General features: G+C 68.5%; 9 protein-coding genes and 1 pseudogene. 5 read left to right on the top strand and 5 right to left on the bottom strand.

The genetic code is table 11. The features are described 5' to 3' along the window. Positions 1-67 precede the first annotated feature (67 nt). The 4 genes from ACFYOY_RS14800 to ACFYOY_RS14785 all read left to right on the top strand — a co-directional run bounded on the left by ACFYOY_RS14800 (position 68) and on the right by ACFYOY_RS14785 (position 4,290). A complete protein-coding gene (locus ACFYOY_RS14800) occupies positions 68-1,342 on the top strand; it encodes an extracellular solute-binding protein (protein ID WP_351878166.1) in 1,275 nt (424 codons plus the stop codon). 230 nt (positions 1,343-1,572) lie between these two features. Continuing rightward, positions 1,573-2,373, top strand: a complete 801-nt coding sequence (locus tag ACFYOY_RS14795) for a sugar ABC transporter permease (RefSeq protein ID WP_351878163.1) — start codon at positions 1,573-1,575, stop codon at positions 2,371-2,373. A gap of 1 nt (position 2,374) precedes the next feature. Continuing rightward, entirely contained in the window at positions 2,375-3,208 is an 834-nt protein-coding gene (locus tag ACFYOY_RS14790) for a carbohydrate ABC transporter permease (RefSeq protein WP_262700791.1), read from the top strand. 2 nt (positions 3,209-3,210) lie between these two features. After that, a complete protein-coding gene (locus tag ACFYOY_RS14785; protein ID WP_351878160.1) occupies positions 3,211-4,290 on the top strand; it encodes a glycosidase in 1,080 nt (359 codons plus the stop codon). 1,213 nt (positions 4,291-5,503) lie between these two features. On the opposite strand, the gene ACFYOY_RS14780 is transcribed toward ACFYOY_RS14785, so the two are convergent. Together ACFYOY_RS14780 and ACFYOY_RS14775 are read right to left on the bottom strand one after the other, a co-directional pair. Beyond that, the gene (locus ACFYOY_RS14780; protein ID WP_388587291.1) at positions 5,504-7,693 is read right to left on the bottom strand and encodes a polysaccharide lyase family 8 super-sandwich domain-containing protein; all 2,190 of its coding nucleotides are present in this window, start codon (positions 7,691-7,693) and stop codon (positions 5,504-5,506) included. Positions 7,694-7,953: 260 nt separating this feature from the next. Beyond that, a pseudogene (locus tag ACFYOY_RS14775) lies at positions 7,954-8,377 on the bottom strand (transposase); the annotation flags it as partial. Positions 8,378-8,644: 267 nt separating this feature from the next. Here ACFYOY_RS14775 and ACFYOY_RS14770 point away from each other — a divergent pair. After that, the gene (locus ACFYOY_RS14770) at positions 8,645-8,989 is read left to right on the top strand and encodes a hypothetical protein (RefSeq protein WP_351878154.1); all 345 of its coding nucleotides are present in this window, start codon (positions 8,645-8,647) and stop codon (positions 8,987-8,989) included. A gap of 72 nt (positions 8,990-9,061) precedes the next feature. Here ACFYOY_RS14770 and ACFYOY_RS14765 read toward each other — a convergent pair whose 3' ends face one another. From ACFYOY_RS14765 to ACFYOY_RS14755, 3 genes are all read right to left on the bottom strand, one after another. Continuing rightward, on the bottom strand, positions 9,062-10,363 hold the full coding sequence (locus ACFYOY_RS14765; protein WP_388587623.1) for a glycoside hydrolase family 97 catalytic domain-containing protein: 1,302 nt from the start codon (positions 10,361-10,363) through the stop codon (positions 9,062-9,064). An 84-nt stretch (positions 10,364-10,447) separates the two neighbouring features. Further along, a complete protein-coding gene (locus tag ACFYOY_RS14760; RefSeq protein WP_388587288.1) occupies positions 10,448-11,155 on the bottom strand; it encodes a response regulator in 708 nt (235 codons plus the stop codon). Beyond that, on the bottom strand, positions 11,152-12,375 hold the full coding sequence (locus ACFYOY_RS14755) for a sensor histidine kinase (protein WP_388587286.1): 1,224 nt from the start codon (positions 12,373-12,375) through the stop codon (positions 11,152-11,154). The genes ACFYOY_RS14760 and ACFYOY_RS14755 overlap by 4 nt, the downstream gene beginning before the upstream one ends. Between the last annotated feature and the right edge of the window lie 63 nt (positions 12,376-12,438).

The raw sequence follows: 12,438 nt of genomic DNA, 5'->3' as shown, positions 1-12,438 counted from the left end.
CTTCGGACCCTCAATCACCCCGCATGGAAGGGAGTTGGGCACAATGAGGCGTTTTCCGCGCGTTACGGTGCTGGCCGCCGCCGCGGCGCTTGTCCTGCCATTGTCCGCCTGCGGTTCGGGCGACGCCGGCGGCGGCAAGCCGACCTCGGGACCGATCGACATCTGGTACTCGACGAATGAGCAGGAGCAAGCCTGGGCCAAGGCCACAGTGGCTGCCTGGAACGCCGAGCACACCAAGGAGAAGGTCACCGCCAAGGCGGTGCCGTCGGGCAAGTCCACCGAAGACGTCATCGGGGCCGCGATCACCGCGGGCAACACCCCGTGCCTCGTCTACAACAGCGCTCCGGCGGCGGTCGCCGCATTCCAGAAGCAGGGCGGCCTGGTGAATCTCTCGGACACCTTCAGCGATGCCGAGTCCTTCATCAAGAAGCGCTCCGGCGGTGCCGCGGACGGCTTCCGTTCCCCGGATGGCAAGTTGTATCAAGTGCCGTGGAAAACCAACCCGTTCATGCTCTATTACAACAAGGACGTCTTCAAAAAGGCCGGCCTGGACGCCGAGAATCCGAAGCTGAGCACGTACGACGATGTGCTGGCCGTGGCGAAGAAGATCAAGAGCAGCAAGGCGGCGAAGTTCACCTTGTATCCGCCGGCGACCAGTGACTACACCAATGCGCTGTTCGACTTCTATCCGCTGTACCTGGCCAACTCCGGCGGCAAGCAACTGGTGAAGGACAAGAAGGCCACCTTCACTTCCAAGGCCGGACGGCAGACCCTCGGCTTCTGGCAGCAGATGTACGCCAACGGCTACTCGTCCCCGGAGGCGTACAGCGGCGACATGTGGGCGGGCCCGTTCGCCGACGGGGTGGCCGCCATGGGCATCGCCGGGCCATGGGGCAAGGGACAGTTCGACGGCAAGGTGAAGTACGGCGTGGTGCCGCTGCCCACGGCCGCGGGAATACCGGCAGACAAGACATCGACGTTCGCGGACTCCAAGAACGTCGGCCTGTTCACCTCGTGCAAGCACAAGCGGACCGCCTGGGAATTCACCAAGTTCTCGATGAGCGCGAAGAATGACGCGGCACTGCTGGAGAAGACGGGGCAGTTCCCCACCCGCAGTGACGTGGCCGCCGTCGCGGGCGGCTATCTCAAGGACAATCCCTTCTACCAGCCCTTCGCCGACGCGGTGCCGCGGGCGGTGGACGTGCCCAACATCGCTGGTTCGACCGAGGTGTGGAAAACGTTCCGCACAGCCTGGGAAGACGCGGTGCTGCCCGGGAAGGGCGATGTGAAGTCAACCTTTGACAAGGCCGCGCAGCAGATCGACGACCAGATCGTCGGCTGACGAGGCACACCATGAAATCACTCCGCGACAGCCGCGATGGGACCCAGGCCGCAGGTGATCCGCCCCGCGGCCGGCGCCCCCGGCCATCGACCCGGCACGCGCCGTCGGCAGCCGCACCCGGACGCCCTATCCCGGGTCGCCGGCCCGGCGCCTCGCGGCTCGAGCGTTGGCTGGGCAACAGCCCGCTCGGGCTCGTCCTGACCGCGCCGTACACCGCCTACGTCCTGGTCGTGTTCATCATCCCGTTCGGGGTCGGCGTATGGATGGCCTTCCACGACTACTTCTTCACCGCGCCCGGCGTCTCCGTGCCGCACCCGTTCGTCGGGTTCGACAACTTCACCGAGGTCCTCGGCGAGGAGAAGACCCAGCGCGCCTTCGCCAACCTCGGGTTGTTCATGGCGATCAACATTCCGCTGACCGTGGTGCTGGCGCTCGTGCTGGCGTCGGCACTGAATGCCGCGACTCGCTGGCGCGGCTTCTTCCGGGTGGCGTACTACGTGCCGTACGTGACGGCCTCGGTCGCCACGCTGGCGGTCTGGCTGTTTCTGTTCAATGGCTCCGGTGCCGTCAACAACATCCTCGGCCCCTGGGCCCCGGACCCGTCCTGGCTGGCGAATAAGCACCTGGTGATGCCGCTCATCGCCGTCTACGTCACCTGGAAGCAGCTCGGGTTCTACATCCTGCTCTACCTCGCCGCGCTACAGAACGTGCCCAAGGAGCTGCACGAGGCGGCACTGACCGACGGAGCCGGGCGCTGGCAGGCGTTCCGGGCCGTCACCCTGCCAGCCGTCCGGCCCGTCACCTCGCTCGTCATCCTGCTGTCGATCATCACCGCCGGGCAGATCTTCACCGAGCCGTTCCTGCTCACCGGCGGCGGCCCGAGCGGCGCCTCGCTCACCCCCGCGCTGCTGGTGTACCAGCGGGGCATCGAGCAGGGCGAGCCGGATGCCGCGGCCGCCATCGGACTGATTCTCGTCACCGGCGTGCTCATCATCGCGACCGTCGCCCGGCGCGTCATGGAGAGGGACTGATATGGCCCGCACCCTGCGCATCCTGCGCTACGCCGCGCTCGGCCTCGGCGCCATCGCCGCGCTGCTGCCGTTCTACTACATGCTCATCGGGGCGCTACAGAAGAAGCGCGACACCGGCCTCGGCGGCCTGCTGCCGAAGCCGAGCAACCTGACCCTGGACAACCTCGCCGGTATCGACGACTCGTTCAGCCTGTTGGGCGCCCTGGCCAACTCGCTGATCATGACGGTCGGGGTGGTGGTCTGCACGCTGGTCTTCGGTCTGCTGGCCGGCTACGCCCTGGCGATCCTGCGCTTCCGCGGCCGCGGCCTGGTGTTCGCGCTCGTCCTGCTGGTCCAGGCGATCCCGTTCCAGCTGCTGATGATCCCGCTGTACGTGATGGTGGTGCGTTACTTCGGCCTCGCCGACAGCTACGCCGGAATGATCCTGCCGTTCGCCATCAACTCCGTCGCCGTGCTCATCTTCCGCCAGTACTTCCTTCAGATCCCGCGCGAGATCTTCGACGCGGCGCGCATGGACGGAGCGAGTGAGCTGCGCATCCTGCGCTCTGTGGCGGTGCCACTGGTGCGCCCGGCGATTCTCACAGCCATGCTGGTGACCTTCATCGGCCCGTGGAACGAGTTCCTCTGGCCGTTCCTGGTGACCAAGGACCAGGGGATGCAGCCCCTCGCGGTCAGCCTGGCGAACTTCTCGCAGGCCAATTCCACCTTCCAGGCCAATCCCATGGGCGCTGTGCTCGCCGGTGCCTGCGTGCTGGCGGTGCCGGCCGTCGTCCTCTTTCTGCTCTTCCAGCGCCACTTCACCTCCGCCAACCTCGGATCCGCGATCAAAGGCTAGGTATGACCCGGCTCAACACCGAAAGCGCGCTCCCGTATGCACTGAACCGGGTCGGCGTGCTCATGAACGCCGACCCCACCGACCCCCTGGAGGCCGAGGGCGTCCTCAATCCGGCCACCGCCTGGGGACCCGACGGCGAGCTCTATCTCTTCCCCCGCATGGTCGCGGCAGGCAATGTCTCCCGGATCGGCCGCGCCCGTGTCGTGATCGAAGACGGCGTACCGGTCGGCGTCGAGCGCCAGGGCGTGGTGCTGTCCCCGGACGAAGGCTTCGAGCGGGGTGCACACAATGCCGGTGTGGAGGACCCCCGCATCACCTTCATCCCCGACCTGGGCGTGCACGTCATGACGTACGTCGCCTACGGTCCGCTCGGCCCGCGGCCCGCGTTGGCCGTCTCTACGGACACGATCAGCTGGCGTCGTCTGGGCCCACTGCATTTCACGTATCAGTCGCACCTGTCCACCGACTTGAACTTCTTCCCCAATAAAGACCTTGTCTTCTTCCCCGAGATCGTGCCCGGCCCCGACGGCCGTGCGAGCTTTGCGATGCTGCACCGGCCGATGTGGGACCTGGACTGGCTGCGCCCGGGCGAGGGCGCCCCGGCCCCGGCCGGGGTGGCCGACGGCCGCCCGTCGATCTGGATCGCGTACGTCGACGCCGAGGCGGCCCGCCGCGATCTTTCGGCGCTGACCTCGCTGCGGCACTCCGCTCCGGTGGCCGCTCCGGAGATGCCGTTCGAGGTGGCGAAGATCGGTGCGGGTCCGCCGCCGCTGCGGGTGCCCGAGGGCTGGCTGCTCATCCACCACGGTGTGACCGGTCCGGTCGCGAGGGGCTTTGAGCTCAGCCATGGCGCCGTCTACCGGGCCGGGGGCATGCTGCTGGACCCGGACGATCCGGCGCGGGTGCTGGCGCGCTCGCAGGAGCCGTGGCTGTCTCCGAAGACCCACGAGGAGACGGTAGGAACGCTTGGCAACGTTGTCTTCCCGACTGCGATCGAGCGCATCGCGGGGACTGTCTATGTGTTCTACGGGATGGCGGACAGCGCGATCGGCGTAGCCGCTCTGGAGCGGACTGCGGACTGACGCCTCTGACCTGTGAACCGGCTCTTCACCGTTGCGGGTGTGACGCGGGCTGTTGGGCCGGGGCTCGGGTGCGACGTACGTCGCACCCGCAGGTGGCTCACAACGTCGCTCTGGCTCTCGGTGGTGGTGGGCCGCCGGAAATGAGTGGGCGATCGGTATCATCGCGGGCCTGGCCAAAACCGGTCTCGATATGACAGAGGGCGCCGATCTGATGGTCGGTGTGCGCCGTGTTCGATGACCGGAATCTGGTCGCGTATGCCGGGCTGGTCCCAGTGATGCGACTGGCCGAGCGGTGCGGACTTGCCCGTCTGGCCGTGGGCGAGGTGAAGCTGACCGGGGCGAAGAACAGCGCGGGTGCCGCGGCGGATGCCGAGGTCACCAGCATCGTGGCCGGCATGGGCGCGGGTGCGGACAGCATGAACGACCTGGACGTCCTGCGGCACGGAGCGATGCCGACTCTGTTCGGCGGGATCCGCGCCCTCTCCACCCTGGGTACGTTCCTACGTGCGTTCACCCACGGTCACGCGCTCCAGCTCCACGCCGTGCACCGCAGATTCCTGGCCGCGCCGGCCGCACACACCTCGCTGCTGCCGGGCGCGGGGCAGGTGGCGTTCATCGACGTCGACTCCACCCACAGACGGGTCTACGGCCGGACCAAGCAGGACGCCCCGTACGGCCGGTTCAAGGGGGTACGCACCCTGCACCCGCTGCTCGCCACGATCTGCACCCCCACCTCCCGGCCGGCGAGCGCCGCCGTGCGGATGCGCCGCGGCAAAGCGGCCCGACTCCCTCGGCGCCCCGAAATCCGTCAGCGAGGCGCTGGCCACCGCCGTCGAGGCCGGCTGCACCGGTCTGCGCATCCCGCGCGCCGACACTCAGTTCTACGACGCCGGGGTGATCGCCGCCTGCCGCCGGACCGGCCCCCGCTTCCCGATCACCTGCGGCATGAAACCCTGTCAGACGCGCCGTCCTCGCCATCAACGATGACGTCCCCGACCACCCGCCCGCCAGGGCCCGACCGGAGCCGAAACGTGGAAGAGCTGGACAGACCAGCGGGCAACACCTGTCCAGCCACGGTTACCGCTCTCACACCCGGCTCACAAGCCGCTCAAAAGATCACTCTCAAGCCGCGTCGGTGGATCGAGGCTGAACCGGCTTGCGGCCGGCGGAGAGAAGCCGTCGGCCGCAAGCCGGTTCATGTCTGCGCTTCGCGTCACCTGAGGGGCTGCGTCACTGTCTTGCCGAGGTTCGGGCCGGCGCCCAGCGGGAAGCTGGCACGACGGGTGCGGCCGGGGGCGGCAAGGGCGACGGAGACCGTCAGGCCGGGCTGGTCGGGGTTGGCGACGCTCACCACGGCGGAGCTGCCGTCCTCGTCGAGCATGATGATGGCGGGCTGATCGACCCGCAGCGTGCGGCCTGATCCCAGGTCGAGGGAGCCCGCGGCGTGGAAGGTCGCCATCGTCAGCCGCAGCCGCGGGTGGCGGACTGCTTGGACCTGCTCGTCGTTGCGCAGGATCTTGACGACCGGCTTGGCCGCATAGGAGCGGACCTTCTCGGGTGTCGCGCCGGGAAGGAGGACGTAGGCGTATTTGGCTCCGTCCGGGGTGGTGCCGTGGTCGAAGAAGAGGGTAAAGGCATTCCGCTTCACCGGATCACGGTCGAGCCAGCTCCCGGTCTGCTCCTTGTTCGAGACCTTCAACGGCCCGCCCTCCGGGAAGACATAGCCGATCTCGTCGTTGTACGCCCATGAGGCGCCGGTGGCAGCTGAATCGGTCCCCGGGCGTACGGCCTTGCCGCCGACGGAGGCATTGGGCCGGGCCGCTCCCTGATTGACGGTCGTATGGACGGCGTGCTGCGAGGTGGAACTGATCCCGGCGCCGAGCGCGACCATCTCATCGTCGAAGTAGAAGTAGCTCTTGCGCCCCGTCGTCGAGAACCGGTCGAGGGTGAAGACGCTTGCCCCGTAACGCCCGTCGGAGACGCCGCCGGTGAAGCTGCCGCGGTTGGAGGGACTCGACTGCGTCGTCACCTTGGTGTAAGGCGCGGTGACACCCGGGTAGTGGAACCAGTCGAAGGCGGGTACGAGGTCATCGTATTCCCGGTTCGTGACCTGGATCGAGGTGGCTCCCGCCGCATTCCAGTCGATCTCGTTGCCGACTTCGGGCCGGAAGGTGGAGCGGTACTCACTGCCCTTCATGCGAGGGGAATTCACCCTGGTGAAGATTCCATACTCGTCCCGCAGATGTGAGGAGAACTCCGAGCGCCAGAAATACTTATGCCCGGTGACGCCGTTCTCCCGGATCTTCCCGCGGATATTGTCGGCAAGTCGCTGATACGCCGCCGAGTTCGTCTCATCAGCCCGAACCATCCGGTCGAGCGGCTCGAGGAAGTCGGCCGCGTAACTCGTAATGCCATCGATGGTATTGGGGGGACGGTACCCGAGATACATCATCCCGATCTCCCCGCGGATCAGCCAGCGGGTCCCGTCGAGGATGTAGAAGGCCATGGCGTCGATGTCCTCGGGCGAGAAGGCGAAGCTGGTGCCGCGCGCGACATCGGCCCAGGCCGCGACGATGGTGAACAGGGCCATGCCGTAGCCCTCGCTGTAGAGCTGCGCCCCATGTGCCCAGAAGGACGAGTCCACCTGCACGGCCTCGGTGACCTTACCGCTGCTGTCGACGGCGACCGTCTGCGACATGGTGGCGTAACCCTGCTCGATGTCGGCGGTCGCGTGCTTCGCGACGGCCTCATAGAGGTAGTTCTCGGTCCTCCAGGAGCCGTTCGCCCCGGCTGGGTCCAGGCGGCCGGTGTTGTGGGCGTAGGTCACCTCCCGCGCCTCGATGCTGAGTTCGTCGCCGACGAAGATTGACACCCGGCCCATGGCCATCGACTTGCCGATCTCGACTTCCCACCAGTTCGTGCTGGTCGGTTTGACACTGTCCCAGTAGAGAAGCGCACGGTTCAGGGCCTCGATCAGCTCCGGTTTGCCGTAGCCCGCGGCATCCGGGTCACGGTAGGCGTGAGCCATTGCGATCATGCGGTACAGCGCGTGATAGGGCGACCAGACCCGACCATTGGCGGAACTGGTGGTGTCGTCGTAGTCCACATTGGGCCACGAGCCGTCGGCGCGCAGGGAATCGACATAGGCCAGGGCCTCGGACGTACGGGCGAGGAAGATGCCATTGGCGATCCTCACCTGGTCGCCCTGGGCAAGAAACCGCTGTCGCAGGCGTTCGATGATGAGCTGAATGTCATCCGTGACCGCTCGACTCCCACCGGCCTCCGCAGCCCGCGCGAGAGCTGGCACCGACAGCGTCAGCCCGGCGACACCGGCGGTGATCCCGAGACCCCCGAGTAGGACGCGACGTCGATCGGGCAGGGGTACGACTCCGTTTTCCGTCATGCGGACTCCTTTGGGCGCGCCCAGATCCTGACAACGCTGCCGTGCGGGGCGTGCGTCGGTTGACGAGGTCTTCCGGGTGCTGATTCGGTCACGGCTTCGGCTTGGTGCATACCGATTTCTAAACCGGTTTGAAAGTGACTCGTAAACAGTTACCGGCTGCGGCCTGAGTACGTCAACAGTCGCGACGCCGGGTGGGCGAGGGTGGCTTCGGTCCCCTAGGGGCAATACCAGTGATTTAGGTGGTTTTCCGGCCGGTCGGTCTAGGGCTCCGTCGGTCCCATCAGCGCCACGCAGGGTGTGTCCCACCGAGGCGGGAGCATCGCGAACAGCACGCTGATGCGGTGGCGGGCCAGGCGGAGAAGAGCCTGTGTGCGGGTCTTCCCGCAGGTCCGGCATCGGTCGTAGTAGGAACGGGAGGCGGGATCGTGCAGGGTGGCGAACGCGGACAGGAACATGGCCCGCTTGAGTTGCCGGTTGCCGCCTCTGGGCGCGTGCTCGCCGTGGATCGAGGTCCCCGACGACCTTGTTGTCGGGGCGAGGCCGGCGTAGGACGCCAGGTGGGCAGCGGTGGGGAAGCTGGTGCCGTCGCCGACGGTGACCAGCAAGGTGGCGGTCCTGACCCCGACTCCCGGAATCGAGGTCAGGACCGGGGAGAGGGTGTGCCTCCGGCAGGGTCTCGATCCGGGTCTCCAACGAGGCTACGCCAGCGTCAGCACCGTCGTGAGGGGCGTGAGCCGTGGGGCGTTGGTCCACATCCCCCCTCGGACACTTACTGATAGCCCACGGGCTTCGCGAGAGTGCTGGTCGAGACGCGTGTCGGCCAGCACTTTGTGTTTCCCGGAATCGTAGGTGTGCCGTACCCCGCAGAGCCATGCGGGAGATGATGGGGCATGGCGTCGTCGACGGAGTTGACGGCGTTGTTGGGCCTGCGGCACCCGATCGTGCTGACCGATGGGCGGTGCGGCCGGGGGCGCACTGGCCGCGGCCGTCTCCCGTGCGGGTGGGCTCGGTCTGCTCGGCGGTGCGTTTGGGGACCGGGCTTGGCTGGAGCCGGAGTTGCCGATCGTCGCGGAGGGCGCCGACCAGCCGTGGGGTGTCAGGGTTCTGTGCTGGGCGATCGATCAGGACGACGTGGCACGAGGGGTGATTCCGCCCCTGCCGGTCTGGGCGGGCGAGGGAGTCGACCTCATCACCGATGTGCCTTCCGCGGCCGACCTCGTCACCGAGCCGGCGGCCCAGGCCGAAGACGCACTGCTCTGGGCCGGAAGAATCCGTCCGAACGACGACCGCTCATGAATTCACGGCTGAGGCCGCGCCTGGACGGAGAGCGCTACTTGTCCCTGCTCTCCGCCCGTTCGCCGGTGCCGGTCAGGAGCGCGCGGGGCGGAACCGGATCGCGGTGCCGCCGCCGGCGACGAGTCGCAGGGTGAGCACAGTGGACGATCGCACCGTTGTGGTCTGGACATCGATCGAGAGCGGGTTGTCGTGCCAGCTGGTGTCAGCGGCATCGCGGTAGATCTCGGCTCTGTACCGACCCGGTCCCAGGAACCGCAGCGGCACCCGCAGTGTCCGGTCCTGCTCGTCGGTGATCGCGCCGAGATACCAGGTGTGGTCCTTGCGGCGGGCGGCGACCGTGTAGTCGCCGATCGCGCAGTCCAGGAACCGGGTCTCGTCCCAGCTGGCCGGGAGGTCCTTCAGATAGGCGAAACCTGGGTGGGAGCGGTAGTTCTCCGGGGTGTCGGCCAGCATCTGGAGCGGGCTGAAGAACAGCGAGTACAGCGCGAGTTGCGTGGCCGATGTCGTCTGCACGCGGGTACCGAGCCCAGCCGGGTCCCAGGTCACGTTGAGCACGCCCGGGGTGTAGTCGGCCGGCCCGCCCATGAACCGGGTGAACGGCAGGATGGTGGCCTGCTCCGGCGGATTCCCGAGCTTCCCCATGTAGTTCTGCTGCTCCATCCCGGCCACCCCCTCACCGGTCATCATGTTCGGGTAGGTGCGTGCCAGTCCGGTCGGCTTGATGGCCTCGTGCGCGATGATCATGATCTTGTAGCGGGCCGCGGTCTCGACGACCCGCTGATAGTGGCGCACGGCTTCCTGGTCGAAGTGGCTGCGGTTCACCCCGCCCAGCTCGAACCTGGTCGCATAGCCGGTCTTGACCGAGTGGATGCCGAGCTCGGCGTACCGCGCGAAGATCGTGTCCAGGTGCCGCTCGTAGTAGTCGACGAAGCCGCGGGTCTCGTTGTGAGCGGTGAACCCGATGCCGTTGGCCCGTGCGTAGCGCAGCACCTCCGGCAGATCGAAGTCCGGCTGTGGCGTCAGGAAGTCCTGGCCGGTCCACTGGCCGCCGGCATGGGTGTTCCATCCCTCCGCGAGAACGCTGCTCGCGCCCGCCTCCCTGGCGAAGTCGATGTACTGCTTGACACGCTCGGTCGTCGCCCCGTGGCGTGGCCCCGCGGTCCAGGTCGTGTGGCGCCGCTGCAGTTCCCACCACACGCCGACGTATGTGCCGGGCGAGATCCATGATGTGTCGGCGAACGCACACGGTTCGTTCAGGTTCTCGATCAGGTGCGATTCGGCGAGATCACCGGGACGGTCGCCGATGGTCAGGGTGCGCCACGGGGTGGAGAACTCACCTGACAGCCGGGCCTTCGTGCCGTCGGGAAGGCTGATCAGTTCACTGGTGAACGTACCCGGCCGGATTGGGCGTGCCTCAGGTATCCGGCTCCGAGCCCCGCCATGTGACGCGCTCCGGGTTCAGCCGCCATCCACCAGGTCGTTCCGGTAGGCGTAGCCCACCGCCTGGGCGCGGTCGGTCGCGCCGATCTTGGCGAAGATCCGGTTGATGTGCGTCTTCACGGTGGCCTGGCCGACGACGAGCCTGGCGCAGATCTCGGCGTTGGACAGGCCCTGGGCGATGAGGGCGAGCACCTCGGCCTCGCGGGGGGTCAGACCGTCCGGCAGCGGGTCCGCTCCCCGGCGGGCGGAGCCGGGTGGGTGGGGTGGCGTGGCCGTCGGGGCGGCTTGGCCCGGCTGGAGGGCAGCGACCAGGCGGGCCTGGACCACGGAGTCGAGCCAGGTGCGTCCGGCGTGCACATGCCGGATCGCCGTCTCCACCTCGTCGTCGTCCGCGTCCTTGGTCAGATAGCCCCGCGCGCCCGCCCGCAGCGCCGGAAAGACGGAGTCGTCGTCCACGTAGGTGGTCAGCACCAGTACGGCGCTGCCCGGCACCCTTTCCCGGAGGGCCGCCGTGGCCGCGACGCCGTCGAGGACCGGCATGTTGAGGTCCATCAGCACCACGTCCGGGCGGAGCCGCTCGGTGAGTTCCACCGCCTCGGCACCGTCGCGGGCCGCGCCCACCACCTCGATGCCGTCCAGCATGCCGATCAGCAGCACGAGCCCGCCTCGTACGACCTGCTGATCGTCCGCGATCAGGACGCTGATCCGCTCGCCGGGCCCCGTCATGCCGGGACCTCCATCCGCACCTTCCAGCCGTCCTGGGCCGGCCCCGCACCGGCGCTTCCGCCGACTTCGCGCAGCCGCTCCCGCATGCCGGTCAGGCCCAGGCCGGAGCCCACGGCCAGTGGCGAGGGGGCCGGGCCCGGTGCGGGCCGCCGGTCCTCGATCGTCAATACGGTGGCATCCGGTGCGTAGCGGAGGGTCACGGTGGTGCGGGCGCCGCGTGCGTAGCGGGCCGCGTTGGTCAGCGCCTCCTGCGCGCCGCGGTACAGGGCGAGATCCGCCTCGGCGGGCAGCGGGCGACGCGCCCCGACGACGGACAGCGTCACGTCGAGCTCCAGGTCCACGCGGTAGCGCTCGACCAGCTCCGTCAGACGCTCCAGCGAGGGCGTTCGCTGTCCGCGCAGGGCGCTCACGGCCCGGCGTGCGTCGCCCAGCCCCTCCTTGACGAGCGTGCCGGCCCGGTCGAGCAGCTCCCGCAGATCGTCGCCGGCCTGATCGCGCCGGGCCATCCGCCGTGCGGCCTGTACCTGAACGGCGAGGCCGGAGAGGGTCTGGGCGAGCACATCGTGCAGGTCCTGGGCGATGCGGGTGCGCTCGGCCAGCGCGGCGGCCTCGGCCTCCGCCTCCCGGGCGTCCTGGAGCTGGGCGAGCAGCAACTCCGTGCGCTCCTCGTGGTCGCCTGCCTGCCGCATGCTGATCGCCATCAGGGCGAGGACCACGCAGAACAGCAGCTGACTGGCCAGGTTGGCCACGCCGCCGTCCGCACCGGCGACCGCGGCGGCAATCAGACCGGCCACGAGGACGCCGCCGAGCAGTGCGGCCTGCCGTCGCCGCAGCACGAGGAAGGCGGTCAGCACGGCCGCCGATGGCGGCAGCACGGACATCGAACCGGGCTGGAGGACGCCGAGCGCGAGCCCGAACCCGGCGACCGACAGGCAGAACGCCACGCAGGTGAGGGGCTTCGCGACCTGCCACAGCCCCGAGGCGACGGCGGCCAGCGGCAGCACGCAGCCGGCCAGCACCAGAGTGACGGCGAGGTGCACCCCCTGCACCCCGGGTCCCGGATCGGCATACAGGGACTGCACGCCGATGGCGGCCAGGATGCCCCACAGCACCGGTCGCAGGCGCCGGCTCCGGCGCGCTCGCCGGACCCGGGCACCGGCGAGCGCCGCGGTCAGCCGCGGACTGACCGCGAGCGGCGCGCCGTCCGGGAAGTCCGTCATACTCTGAAGAATAGGAACGCGCCGCGTCAGCTTCGCAACCGGCTCCGGCCCGGGCGCGGGCCC

Source organism: Streptomyces sp. NPDC007875, from assembly GCF_042868035.1.
Lineage (GTDB): Bacteria > Actinomycetota > Actinomycetes > Streptomycetales > Streptomycetaceae > Streptomyces > Streptomyces antimycoticus.
Note: the sequence above shows the minus strand (reverse complement) of the source record. Positions and strands in the feature narration are given on the sequence as shown.